At 71.3% G+C, this 11729-nt stretch carries 10 protein-coding genes; 3 read left to right on the plus strand and 7 right to left on the minus strand.

Annotated elements, in window-relative coordinates; genetic code table 11:
- Positions 1 to 75: 75 nt before the first annotated feature.
- The 6 genes from ACZ4N5_RS03750 to ACZ4N5_RS03775 all read right to left on the minus strand — a co-directional run bounded on the left by ACZ4N5_RS03750 (position 76) and on the right by ACZ4N5_RS03775 (position 6452).
- Positions 76 to 684 carry a hypothetical protein gene (locus tag ACZ4N5_RS03750; protein ID WP_467755512.1) on the minus strand — a complete coding sequence of 203 codons (609 nt, stop codon included), beginning with the start codon at positions 682 to 684 and terminating at the stop codon, positions 76 to 78.
- Entirely contained in the window at positions 671 to 2215 is a 1545-nt protein-coding gene (locus tag ACZ4N5_RS03755) for a substrate-binding and vWA domain-containing protein (RefSeq protein ID WP_467755513.1), read from the minus strand. Before ACZ4N5_RS03755 ends, ACZ4N5_RS03750 begins: the two co-directional genes overlap by 14 nt.
- Positions 2212 to 3384 (minus strand): toxic anion resistance protein, encoded by a 1173-nt coding sequence (locus ACZ4N5_RS03760; RefSeq protein ID WP_467755514.1) that lies wholly within the window; start codon positions 3382 to 3384, stop codon positions 2212 to 2214. Before ACZ4N5_RS03760 ends, ACZ4N5_RS03755 begins: the two co-directional genes overlap by 4 nt.
- 12 nt (positions 3385 to 3396) lie before the next feature.
- Positions 3397 to 4470, minus strand: coding sequence for a hypothetical protein (locus ACZ4N5_RS03765; RefSeq protein ID WP_467755515.1), 1074 nt, complete (start codon positions 4468 to 4470; stop codon positions 3397 to 3399).
- Between the two features lie 223 nt (positions 4471 to 4693).
- The gene (locus tag ACZ4N5_RS03770; RefSeq protein WP_467755516.1) at positions 4694 to 5116 is read right to left on the minus strand and encodes an SCO4983 family protein; all 423 of its coding nucleotides are present in this window, start codon (positions 5114 to 5116) and stop codon (positions 4694 to 4696) included.
- A 124-nt stretch (positions 5117 to 5240) separates the two neighbouring features.
- Positions 5241 to 6452 carry a pyridoxal phosphate-dependent aminotransferase gene (locus ACZ4N5_RS03775; RefSeq protein ID WP_355847556.1) on the minus strand — a complete coding sequence of 404 codons (1212 nt, stop codon included), beginning with the start codon at positions 6450 to 6452 and terminating at the stop codon, positions 5241 to 5243.
- A gap of 126 nt (positions 6453 to 6578) precedes the next feature.
- Between ACZ4N5_RS03775 and ACZ4N5_RS03780 the strand changes: the two genes are divergently transcribed.
- The 3 genes from ACZ4N5_RS03780 to ACZ4N5_RS03790 all read left to right on the plus strand — a co-directional run bounded on the left by ACZ4N5_RS03780 (position 6579) and on the right by ACZ4N5_RS03790 (position 10075).
- Positions 6579 to 7214: a hypothetical protein gene (locus ACZ4N5_RS03780; RefSeq protein WP_467755517.1), complete on the plus strand. Its 636-nt coding sequence runs from the start codon at positions 6579 to 6581 to the stop codon at positions 7212 to 7214.
- Between the two features lie 46 nt (positions 7215 to 7260).
- Positions 7261 to 9039 (plus strand): P-loop NTPase fold protein, encoded by a 1779-nt coding sequence (locus ACZ4N5_RS03785; protein WP_467755518.1) that lies wholly within the window; start codon positions 7261 to 7263, stop codon positions 9037 to 9039.
- A gap of 136 nt (positions 9040 to 9175) precedes the next feature.
- On the plus strand, positions 9176 to 10075 hold the full coding sequence (locus tag ACZ4N5_RS03790; protein ID WP_467755519.1) for a S1 family peptidase: 900 nt from the start codon (positions 9176 to 9178) through the stop codon (positions 10073 to 10075).
- Positions 10076 to 10095: 20 nt separating this feature from the next.
- Here the strand turns inward: ACZ4N5_RS03790 and ACZ4N5_RS03795 are convergent, their stop codons facing one another.
- Positions 10096 to 11724, minus strand: coding sequence for an N-acyl-D-amino-acid deacylase family protein (locus ACZ4N5_RS03795; RefSeq protein WP_467755520.1), 1629 nt, complete (start codon positions 11722 to 11724; stop codon positions 10096 to 10098).
- Between the last annotated feature and the right edge of the window lie 5 nt (positions 11725 to 11729).

Here is an 11729-nt window from a genome sequence, read left to right on the forward strand (position 1 = left end):
CGCGGTCATCGTGCGCGGCCCCGGAGTACGAGCGGCTCCGGACCGTGAGCGGTCCCGGACCGTGAGCGGTCCCGGTCACTGCGAGCGGCCGCGGTCCTCCAGGTAGCGCGTGTGCGACTCCTGGCGCCGTGCCTCCGTCTCCCGCAGTGCCGTCGCTAGCCGGTCCGACTCCTCGTGCAGCAACGTGAGTTGACGCTCCAGGTGGCGCTCCGGCGGTTCGGTGCCGGGGGCCAGCCGGGTCCACCACCGGGTGCGGACGAAGGTGTCGACCGCCTCGGGGATGTCCTGCCGTACGGCACGCGACAGGGCGTGCACGCCTTCCGGGTCCTGGGCGAGGACCTCGGCTACCCAGCCGGGGTCGAGCAGGGCGGTGAGGACCTCGGTCAGCTCGGTGAGCCGGCCGGCGGCCGCCGGGGGCAGCTCGACGCCGTCCAGATACTCCCGCAGCTTGTCGAAGTCGGCGCGCAACTCGGCGAGTTGGGCGGAGGGGGACGGGAAGTCGGGAAGGGCGGGGCGCTCCGGCGGGGCGATCAGCGCGCCCGCGCCGTACAGACCCGCGACGACGACCGGCCAGTACGGGCCCGCCACCCCGGCGAAGGTCAGCGCGAGTCCGGCGATCCCGCACGCGCTGCCGGTGAGGTTCTTACGGGACTCGAGGAAGCGGACGAACCTATTGGTAGCCACGGATCTCCTCGAAGGCGCCGTCGAGCGAGCCCTGCTGGGCGTCGAAGAGACGGCCGCCGGCCAGGTCGGCGATGTGCCGGAGTTCGCCGCGGTCGGAGTCGCCGAACAGGATGGGGAAGACCGGGATCTCTCGCTGTCCGCCGGGCAGCCGGCCGTAGAAGGCGTCGAAGTCGGAGGGGCTCGCGCCCTTGGTGTTCTCGCCGTCCGTCATCAGCACGATCGAGGTGAACGTGTCGTCGCCGGCGCCCAGATGCTCGTACGCCTTCTCCAGCGAGGTGTAGATCGCGGTGGCCCCGTCGGCACTCAGCGCACGGGTGTCCTCGCGGATGGCGTCGAGCCCGGCCTTCGGGTTCTCGGGGCGGACCACGTGGGTGCGGACGCTCTTGACCTGTGAGCCGAACGGCATCAGCGTCACTTCCTCGCGGTCGCGGAAGTCGCCGGTCAGATCGCCGAGCGACTTCTTCAGCCGGTCGAGGCGGTCGCCGTCCATCGAGCCCGAGGTGTCGAGGACGTATACAGTCCTGGACGGCCGGCGCAGCTTGTTCTCGTAGGAGTCGAGGAGCCGGTCGGCGACGGACCGGCTTCCCGGGAAGGGGAGTTCACGCCGACGTCCGGTGTCGAGTCCGGCGGCCGGGGCGACGGAGGCGACGATCGGGCGGCGGTGCGTCTGCTCGGTGATCCGCTTCTGCGTGGCCGGCGCGCGCAGTGCCTCGGCAAGGCGCCGGACGGTCTCGCGGGTGTCCTTGGAGGACGCGGCGAGCGAGGAGAGCGGATAGTCGGCGGTCACCACCCCGTCGCGCGGGCGGATGACCGTCAGACCCTTCACGCCCTTGAGGACGGACTCGTAGTTGAGCAGGGCGTCCACGGTGCCGCGGCGCCGATAGGCGGTGGCCAGCCAGCCCGACGAACCCGATGTCAGCTTCTGTCCCTTGAAGAACTCCCGCAGTCGGGGCGTCGCCTTGTCCACGTCGGCGTCCGTGAGCGCCGACTGGGCGCCGGACAGTCCGGAGGCCACCGAGATCAGTGCGGAGAAACCGGAGTTGGAGCGTGCCGGGTCGGTCATGCCGTATGTCAGCCTTCCGTCCGCCACGGCCTTCTCCACCTGCGACCAGGTGACGTCGTCCGGCTTCCAGCCGAGGCTGCTCACCTTCGCCGGCTTGACGCCGATGGCCACCGGGCTCGACATGACCGGCGTCTGTGAGACGACCTTCTTCGCGGCGTCCGGGCGCAGCTGCAGATAGGCGTTGGAGGAGAGCCACAGGGCGTCGTACCTGCCGTCCGCCGTGCCCCGCGCGATCAGGTCCACTGCGGCGAGGGTGCCCATGTAGGTGGGCTCGACCGTGATGCCGGTGTCCCGCTTGATCCGGTCGAGCACCGGCTTCATGTCGCTGAGTTCGCTGGAGGCGAGGACGCGGAGAGTACCGGGCTGCGGCGCTGCGTCGCCTCCGGAGGTGCGCTCGCCCTGGGCCGTGCAGGCGGTGACGGCGAGCAGGGCCACGGTGGCGCAGGCCGCCTGTCGAAGTGGTCTCATCCGTTCCCGCCCTCCAGGGCGCCCTGCGTGCGGCTGCGCTCCAAGTAGGCACCGGCGTGCTGAAGTTCGGAGGTCAGGGATTCCACCGTCGCGGCCATCGTCTCGGTGGCCCGAACCTTGTACGTGTCGATCGCGTCGAGGGTGCGGTAGATCTCCTGGAAGGCGGTGCGCAGGGTCTCGGCGCCGACGGCCGGGTCGGCGGCGATGCGCTGGATCTCGCCGCTCTGGGTGGCGAGCATCTCGGCGTTGCCGCGGATGAGGTCCTCCGTCGTGCCGCGCAGGGCGTTGACCTGCTCGACGACCTTGCGCTGGTTGTCGAGCGCGGACGCGAGCATCACGGAGATGCGCAGCGCGGAGACCGTGGTGGTGGCCGCGCGGTCGACGCCCTTGATGAGTTCCTCGTTGTTGCGCCGGACCACGTCCATCGCCAGATAGCCCTGGGCGCACACCGCGAGCTGGGTGAGCAGGTCCTGGTGCTTCTGCCGGACCGGGAAGAGCAGGTCGGAGCGGAGCGTGTCGGCCTGCGCGGGGTCGGCGGAGTCGACGCCCGTGATGTGGCCCTCGACCGCGGTGTCCAGCGCCTGGGTCAGCACGACGTACTCCTGGAGCTTGCCCATCGTCTCCCAGAGCCGGACGCGTTCGGTCTGCAAGGCCGCGTTGTCCCGGCGCAGTTCGTCCTGGCCGCCGCGCAGCGAGCCGACGATTTTGTTCAATGTGCCTTGTGCGGAGGCGTACTTGGCGACGTGGTCGCGCAGCTTGTTGCCGCCCGGCAGCTTGGACAGGAACTTGCGGCCCTTGCTCGCGGACAGGTCGCGCGGGTCCAGGTCCTCGACCACGCGCCGGAGTTCGACGAGCGAGCCGGCGACGTGCGACTGGGCGTCCTCGCCCTTGGAGGGCAGACTGCGGACCGTCCGTTCCAGCATGCGGTTGGACTGGGCGGCGGCGCCGCGCATCTCGCTCGCCCCCAGACCCGCGATCTCCCCGACCTTGCCCGCGAATTCGGGCGAGCGGGCGTCCAGGACGGCGAGCCCGTCGATGTACTCCGCGGCCCGGCGTGCCATCTCGTCCCGCACACCCGGGTCGACGGGGACGAGCCCGCCGGCCTTCTCGCGGGGCACGGGGGCGACCGCCTCGGGTGGCGTGAGGGTGAATGTGTCTTCGGTGGTCATGTGCGCTTCCCCCTAGTTCCCGGCCCGGCGTGCCATCTCGTGCAGCACCTTGTAGGTGGGCACGGGCACCTGCCGGACGCCGGTCAGCTTCTGATTGAGGTACGTGGCACGGTCGGCGGTCGCCGCCGTGAACTCGGCTGTCGCGCCCTGCGGCCGGAACCCGTGCCGGACGGCGAGCCTGCGCAACGTCGGGTCGGTGCTGAGGAGTTCACCCAGCGCGCGGCCCTCGGGCGTGAGCGGTACGACCGTGTGGTCACTGTTGGCGGTGGTGTCCGGGTAGAGGACCGTGAGGTCGCCGGTGTCCTGGCCCTCGGCGAGCAGCGCGGCGACCTGGGACTCGTAGACGAGGACGAGCGGATTGCCGGCGCCGCTGATGAAGTCCCCGAACTCGGCGTCGGTGCTGGACTGCTGGGCGCCCTGGACGCTGATGAGTCGGTGCATCAGGGGCGCGGTGCGGCCGACGGCGGCGTTGTCGGCGGCGACGCGCCCGCCGTCGGCGACATAGGACGCGGCGGCGAGGTAGAGGGCGCCGGAGTTGGAGGTCTCCGGGTCGGTGCTGGCGATGTACAGCGTGCCGGTCAGTTCACCGTGTGCCTTGGCGCCCTTGAGCTGCTGCCAGGTCCGCGCGTGCCGGGCCGCGTCCAGGTAGGCGGCCATCTTCAGCGTGCCGGTGTTCTTGTCGAGGGTGGCGAGGCCATTGGCGGCCAGGACCTGCGCCGCGCTGCGGTGGGCCACCACGACAAGGGGCGAATAGAAGGGCCGGGGCAGCGGCTTGCGGACGTGGTACTTGTCCGCGAGTTCGTCGGCCGGGGCCTGGCTGGAGGGGAAGGCGAAGTCGTATCCCTTGAGGTCGAGGCCGTCCATGGCCCAGGACCCGGAGGTCTCCGTCTTCACGGTGTAGCCCTTGGCGGCGAGGGCCTTCACCACATCGGGATCGGCGAAGAACTCCGCCTTCTCCGAACCGATCATTCCTTGCACGGTCTTCGTTGCCGTGCTCTTGTCCTGACCATTGCGGCCTGCGACGACGGCTGCTGCCACTCCGCCGATCAACAGGACCGCCAGGACGATTCCCGCGATGCGTCTCACGCCTGGAGCGTGCACCTCGGAATCCAACGTTCCCCGTCTCGGGGGGTGAACACGGGGTGACCACCGGGTCCCGGTACGCAACCGGAGGGGGGAGTGCCGCTACTCGGGCGGGCGCAGCCGTGTGCGGGGCGGGCGCGGTGTGTGTGGCGCCCGGTCCGCGCGTCGCTTCGGAAGCGCGCGGACCGGGGCCGTGCGGGGGCCTCGGGCTCGGGGAGCCCGGGGCTCAGTGGGCGGCCAGCTCGCGGGGCCCGACCGCCTGCGCGTGGGCGTCCATGCGCTCGGCGGAGAGGATCGCCGCGGCCGTGTCGGCGCGGGAGGCCGCCACGACGAGGGCACGGCCCGCGAGGGCGTGGGCACGCCGGTGGAGTGTCGCGAGACGGGATGCGGGGGGCGCGTCGGCGGCCGGGGCACGGACCGGGGCGGAGCCGCCGCGCAGCCGGGTCACCTGCTCGGTGAGCCGCTCGGCGCCGGTGTCCAGGTCGGCGGACGGTGCGAGTGCCCGGATCTCGTCCGTGACGGCGAGCAGCGCCGCGAGGTGACCGGCGAGCTGGATGTCCAGCTCCTCCTCGCGCGACCGGTGGGGGAAGTCGGGGGAGGGGGCGCCGGCCATCGTGTGGACCGACTTCGTGCGGATCGGTTCGTACATGGGATGGCCTCCTGTGCCTGACAGGAAGCCATCCTAGCTTGGATTTCGTCTAAAGTTGAGCCGGTTCGCGCAATGGGACGCGCCGCGTACGCAGGGTGAGCGCACCGGGCGCTCCCCGCGGGTGTCACGGCTGGCTGTAGCCGTCCAGGAACGTGCCGATCCTGGTCACCGCGTCCGTCAGATCCGCGACCGCCGGGAGTGTGACCACCCGGAAGTGGTCCGCCTCGGGCCAGTTGAAGCCCGTCCCCTGGACCACCATGATCTTCTCGCGGCGCAGCAGGTCGAGCACCATCTGCCGGTCGTCCTTGATCTTGAAGACCTTCGGGTCGAGGCGCGGGAAGAGGTACAGCGCCCCCTTCGGCTTCACGCAGGTCACACCCGGGATCTGGGTCAGCAGCTCGTGCGCGACGTCGCGCTGCTCCTTCAGGCGCCCGCCCGGCAGGACCAGGTCGTTGATCGTCTGGCGCCCGCTGAGCGCCGCCACCACTCCGTGCTGTCCCGGCATGTTGGCGCACAGCCGCATGTTCGCGAGGATCGTCAGTCCCTCGATGTACGAGGCGGCGTGCGCGCGCGGCCCGGAGACCGACATCCATCCGACGCGGTAGCCCGCCACCCGGTACGCCTTCGACATGCCGTTGAAGGTGAGGGTGAGCAGATCCGGGGCGATCTTGGCCGTCGCGGTGTGCGTGGCGCCGTCGTAGAGGATCTTGTCGTAGATCTCGTCGGAGCAGACCAGCAGGTTGTGCCGCCGGGCGATGTCCGTGAGCCCCCGGAGCATCGCGTCGTCGTAGACCGCGCCGGTCGGGTTGTTCGGGTTGATGATGACGATCGCCTTGGTGCGGTCGGTGATCTTCCGCTCCACGTCGGCGAGGTCCGGCATCCAGTCGGACTGCTCGTCGCAGCGGTAGTGCACGGCGGTGCCGCCGGACAAGGAGACCGCCGCGGTCCACAGGGGGTAGTCCGGGGCCGGTACGAGGACCTCGTCGCCGTCGTCCAGCAGTCCCTGCATCGCCATCACGATGAGCTCGGAGACGCCGTTGCCGATGAATACGTGGTCGACGTCCGTCTCGATGCCGAGGGTCTGGTTGTGCATGACGACCGCGCGGCGGGCGGCGAGCAGGCCCTTGGCGTCTCCGTAGCCGTGCGCCGAGGAGACGTTGCGGAGGATGTCCTCGAGGATCTCGGGCGGACACTCGAACCCGAAGGCGGCCGGGTTGCCCGTGTTGAGCTTGAGGATGCGGTGACCGGCCGCTTCGAGCCGCATCGCCTCCTCAAGAACCGGGCCCCGGATCTCGTAGCAGACGTTGGCGAGCTTCGTGGACTGGATCACCTGCATGTCCGTGAGCTTACGGCCGCGTAACGCGCTCCGGGGCGTGTTTTTCACCACGTGAGACGTGTCGGTTCGAGCATCTTTGTCCGCGGGCTACGCCGTAGGCCCTGGTGGTCCCTAGAATGCGCGATCATGTCCTGGCAGTCCGGAGATCCCGAAGCCCGGCCGAAGGTGTACCTCCCGCAGAGCGACGGGGAGACGCCTCCGGCCTATGAGACGTACACCGATCCGGCCGAGGCGCATGGCTGGCGGAAGGCGTACGCGGACGGCGACGACACCGCCGTCCTGGCCGCAGTGCCCGGTGACCCGGCCGGGCGCCAGGAACGGCTGCTGCGCCGCAGGCGCGCCCGGCTGAACCGGCGGATGGCCGTGGCCGGGGGCGCGGCGGGCGTCGTCGTCCTCGGCGTCGTGGTCGTGGGGGCGTTCGGCTCCGGGGGTGCCGACGGATCCGGCGGCAGGCCCCTGCGGACGCCCGGGCCCGCGCACCTCGCCACCGGACCCGCGCAGCCGGACGACGGGACCACCGCGGGCTCCTCCGCACAGCCGGGGGCCGCCCCCTCGGCCACCACGTCGGGAGCGGCACAGTCCACCGCCTCGGCCGCATCCTCCGCGGACGGTGCCACCCCGGGCGCGCCCTCGACCGCGGACGCCTCCGCACCTGCGGGCGCTTCCACGGCCCCCGCGCCGTCCACCCCGACGTCCTCGGCGACGGGCGGCACCGCCGGGCGCGGGCACGGCCACGGGCGAGGCGGCAGCTGGCCCAAGTAGGTTCCTTCCCCAGTAGGTTGGCCCTGCCGCAAGGGGGAGGCAGGGCATGGAATTCTCGCTGTTGAACGACGAGCCGGTGGCCGGGCCGGGTGACGATCTGCTGGGCACCGGACGGGCCGCCCGCGAACTCGCCAGACTGCTCCACGACTCGCGCGCCGCGACCCCGCTCACCCTCGCGGTGGACGCCGGGTGGGGCATGGGCAAGAGCAGTCTGATGCGGCTCGTGGACGCCGAGCTGCGGTCTCGGGAGGGCGTCCACACCGTCTGGTACAACGCCTGGACCTCGACGGGCGCCGACGCCCTCGAAGGCCTGATCAAGTCCGTCCTGATGCGGTTCGACCGGCGGGTGCTGTTGCGGGCGGTGCGCCGTGTCTCGGGGCAGCGGGCGCTCCTCGGCTGGATCCGGGTGGTGCTGACGCTCGGGGCCGCGTTGTTCGGGGCCGCCGCCCTCGTCGACCGGCTCTGGCGGGACCTCTCCATCGACGCCCGGTCCCGCAACGCCATGCGGGACGCGCTGGGCCGGCTCACGGCGGACTGGGCCGAGTCCACGTCGTTCGACACCCGGCGTCTGCTCGTCGTCTTCGTCGACGACCTCGACCGCTGCTCCGAGGAGACCGTGCTCGCGGTGTGCGAGGCGGTGAAGGTGTACCTGGACGTGCCGGGGCTCGCCTTCGTCATCGGGTGCGACCGCTCCGCGCTGGGACCGAGCGGGCTGCTGCGGGATCTGTCGCCGGCCGGGTCGGCGTTCATGGAGAAGATCTTCCAGACCAGCTACCGGGTGCCGATCCCGGCGGTCGCCGAGGTCCGTGCGTACGTCGACCGGTGCGCGGAGCGCTCCGGCATCCAGGATCTGCTCGGGGACCACCTCGCCGAACTGATCGCCCTGCGCTCCGCCCGCAACCCGCGTCGGATCAAGCGGCTCATCAACGGCTTCGGCCTGGAGTGCGCGCTCAATCCCGTCTGGGAGTCGTTCAGGTCGGAGGCGGTGATCCGGGTTCTGCTGCTCCAGCAGCTGTACCCCGAGTTCTACCGGGTGCTGCTCGCCCGCGACGGCGCCGATGTGCACGCGGCCCGGGAGTTCCTGCGCTACCGCGCGACCCGGCGGGTGCTGAGCCAGCCGTTCGCCCAGCCCGCGGAGGGGACCTGGCCGGTCGCGGTGAGCTGTCTGCGCGCGTACGACCTGGTCGCGCCGGAGCCGGACCGGCCCGGGGACTGGGGCACGCTGCTCGCCCGGCTGGAGGAGCATCTGCCCACCGGATTCCCGGAGTTGGCGCTCGACCCGAACTTCGTCCGGCTCATCGAGGAACTCATGGAATTGTCCGAGGTGGACGACCTGGTGGGGCAGTTGCAGCAGGGGGCGCCCCAGCTCGCGGCGGTTCCTCCGGACCGGGCACCGGAGCCCGGTTCGTCCGTGCAGCCGGGCGGCGTCGACCCCTCGTACGCCGGGATGCCGTACGCCGGGATGCAGGTGCTCTGGGTCGACGACCACCCCGAGCGCAACACCCAGTTCGTCGAGCTGCTGGAGGCGCGGGGCGCCCGCGTCCGGGTGGCCACGGACCGGGAACGCGCCGAACAGATCCTCGACGTCACCCGGATCGACCTGCTCATCTCCGACGTACAGCGCGGACTGGACCGGGATGCGGGCCTCACCGATCTGGGCCGCTGGCGGGAGAGCGGACGGTATCGCGGGCCCGCCGTCTTCTTCACCAGCCGCACCACCCCGAACCGCGAAACCCGCGCCGCGGCCCTCGACGCGAAGGTCGCCACGAGCGGCGCGCTGCTCTTCCGCTACGCCGAGGAGGCCTACGAGGTTTCCGCCGCTTAGGCCGAAAACGGCTCCTTGTCCGCCTTTCCCTCCCCCCTCACAATGCGCATGACAAACAGATGGCCGGAAGACCTCCGGTCAACAGAAGGCGATCGGATGACCTTCGGTCGCCCACGTCGCAAGAGGGGACCCCCACATGAGAAAGCCTCTCGTCGCCGCTCTGTTCGCCCTGGTGATGGCCGGGGCGGGCGCGGCACCCGCGGTCGCGGCACCCGCTCCCCACTCGGCTCCCGCGCGCGTGTCGGCCTCCGCCGTCACGACGGACACCGCGGCGGGCAGCAGGGCGGCTGCGCCCACCGTCCAGGCCGTCGGCCTGGCCGGGACCGTCGCGCTCAGCAACTGCTCCGGTTCGGTCATCCGCTTCCCCAACTCGGCGGACACCGACCCGGCGCTCGTGCTCTCCAACGGCCACTGCCTGGAGACCGGCTTCCCGGACCCCGGTGAGGTGATCGTCGGGCAGTCGTCCAGCCGTACCTTCGGTCTGCTGAACTCGGCGGGCACCAAGGTCGCGACCCTGCGCGCGAGCAAGGTCGCGTACTCGACGATGACCGACACGGACATCACGATCTACCAGCTCACCAGTACGTACGCGACCATCAAGAACTCGTACGGCATCACCGCGCTGACGGTGCAGGACACGCACCCGACCGCCGGCGCCGCCATCACCGTGGCCTCCGGCTACTGGAAGCGTCTCTACAACTGCAGCATCGACGGGTTCGTGTACCGCCTCAAGGAGGGCAGCTGGACCTGGAAGGACTCGGTCCGCTACACCTCCGCCTGCAACACGATCGGCGGCACCTCGGGCTCGCCGGTCATCGACCAGTCGACCGGCAAGGTCGTCGCCGTCAACAACACCGGCAACGAGGACGGCGAGACCTGCACGGTGAACAACCCGTGCGAGGTCGACGCGAGCGGCAACGTCACGGTTCGTGAGGGCATCAACTACGCCGAGGAGACCTACCAGATCCCGGCGTGCTTCACGACCGGCAACAAACTCAACCTGAGCGCGAGCGGGTGCGTTCTGCCCAAGCCGTAGTGCGGCGGGAGGGCGGGCGGTCACGCCGTGCGGCGGACCGCCCGTCCCGCCAGGACGTCCGTCCGGCGCCCGTCCTCGACGACGAAGCGGCCGTCGATCAGGACGTGCGGGACACCGGTCGGCAGGGTGCGCGGCGCCGCGAAGGTCGAACCCGCCGCGACCGTCGCCGGGTCGAAGAGGACCAGGTCGGCGCGGTACCCCTCGCGGACGAGGCCGCGGTCGGGCAGCCGCAGCCGGGCGGCGGGGCGGCCGGTGAGATGGGCGACGCACTCCTCCAGCGAGAGGACGCCCAACTCCCGTACGTACCGGCCGAGATAGTGCGGGAAGGTGCCGTAGGCGCGCGGGTGCGGCTTGTCGCCGGTCAGGATGCCGTCGGAGCCGCCGGTGTGCACGGGGTGCCGCATGATCGCCCGGACGTTCTCCTCGTGTCCGACGTGCTGCAGGATCGTCGGGCCGAGCCGGTCCTCGATCAGCAGACGGCGGGCGGTGGTCCAGGGGGTCTCGCCGCGCAGGTCGGCGGATTCCTGGACGGTCCGGCCGACGTACGGCCCGAGGTCCGGGCCGGACACCCCGGAGATCTCGATCGTGTCCCACTCGATGGGGACGCCGTGGCAGCCGTCGGCGCCCACGACCTCCATGTGGTGCCGGACGCGTTCGGCGGTCGCGTCGTCCCGCAGCCGGGCGAGGACCGCCTCCGGTCCGCCCTCGCCCGCCCAGCTCGGCAGCATCGCCACGAGGGTGGTGCACCCCGGGGTGTACGGATAGGTGTCCAGGGTGATGTCCGCACCCTCCGCCAGCGCCTTGTCCAGCAGGGCGAGGAGCTCCGGCGCCCTTCCCTCGTTCACGCCGAAGTTCATGGTGGCGTGGGCGAGATGGAGCGGGCAGCCCGCCTCTCGCGTGAGGGTCACCATCTCCTCGTACGCCTCCAGGGCGCCCGCCCCGTACGAGCGGTGGTGCGGGCAGTAGTAGCCGCCGTGCTCCGCCACCACCCGGCACAGGGCGGTGAGTTCGGCGTCCTTCGCGTACATCCCCGGGGTGTACGTCAGTCCGGAGGACATGCCGACCGCGCCCTCCCGCAGCCCGTCCGCCACCAACTGCCGCATCCGGTCCAGCTCCTGGGGGCTCGCCTCGCGGTCCTCCCAGCCGACGGCGAGCATGCGGACGGTGCCCTGGGGGACGAGGTAGGCGGCGTTCACCGCGATGCCCTCGCCGTCGAAGCCGTGGTCGAGGCGGTCCAGGTACTCGCCCACGGAGCGCCAGGTGAAGTCGATGTCGTCGCCGTGGCCGTTCCAGCCGGTGATCGTCCGGCGGACCTCGGCGAGCGTGCGGTCGTCGACGGGGGCGTACGACAGGCCGTCCTGGCCGATGACTTCGAGGGTCACGCCCTGGGCGGCCTTCGCGCTGTGGTCCGGGTCCCGCAGCAGCGCGAGGTCGCTGTGCGCGTGCATGTCGATGAAGCCGGGGGACAGGACGAGACCCTCGGCGTCCAGTTCCCGTGTGCCGCGCGGCCGTTGACAGCCTGCCGCCGCGGCCTCCTGGACGATCGCGACGATCCGGCCGCCCTTGACGGCGACGTCGGCGCGGTAGGTGGGGGCGCCACTCCCGTCGGCGACGTCCACGTCCTGGATGACGAGATCGGCGTGATCCATGGGGT

This window comes from Streptomyces sp. NPDC026500 (genome assembly GCF_055567635.1).